This window comes from Blautia sp. 210820-DFI.6.14, from assembly GCF_020558815.1.
Classification (GTDB): Bacteria; Bacillota; Clostridia; order Lachnospirales; family Lachnospiraceae; genus Blautia_A; species Blautia_A obeum.
Genome location: NZ_JAJCKS010000127.1, coordinates 1 through 288 on the forward strand (window position 1 = coordinate 1; position 288 = coordinate 288).

At 46.2% G+C, this 288-nt stretch carries 1 protein-coding gene; it reads left to right on the forward strand.

Going from position 1 to position 288, the window contains the following annotated elements:
- Positions 1–288, forward strand: a 288-nt coding sequence (locus LI112_RS18025; RefSeq protein WP_227191224.1) for a replication initiation factor domain-containing protein, incomplete at both ends; no start/stop codon positions are given.

The window sequence follows — 288 nt, forward strand, 5'->3', positions numbered from 1 at the left end:
GGACAGAAATGCAACTGCGTGATGATAAGGCTCATGCTTTTGCCATGACATTCAAGGACAGACCGCTGGAACTGGGAGAACTGGCTTTCGGGCTATTGGCAAACAACCTACGCTTTGTCGTACCAAACAGAAACGAAAGTAATAAGAGCAGGTGGAAAACTTGTCGGTTTTGGGAACGCTTTTTAGGGGCTGTGGAAGTCTTAAAACTGCAAGTACCAAAACAGCAAAATTCCCTTGAAGAAACACAGCAATGGCTCACAGAGGGTGGCGTGATTTCCGCTGTCAAAA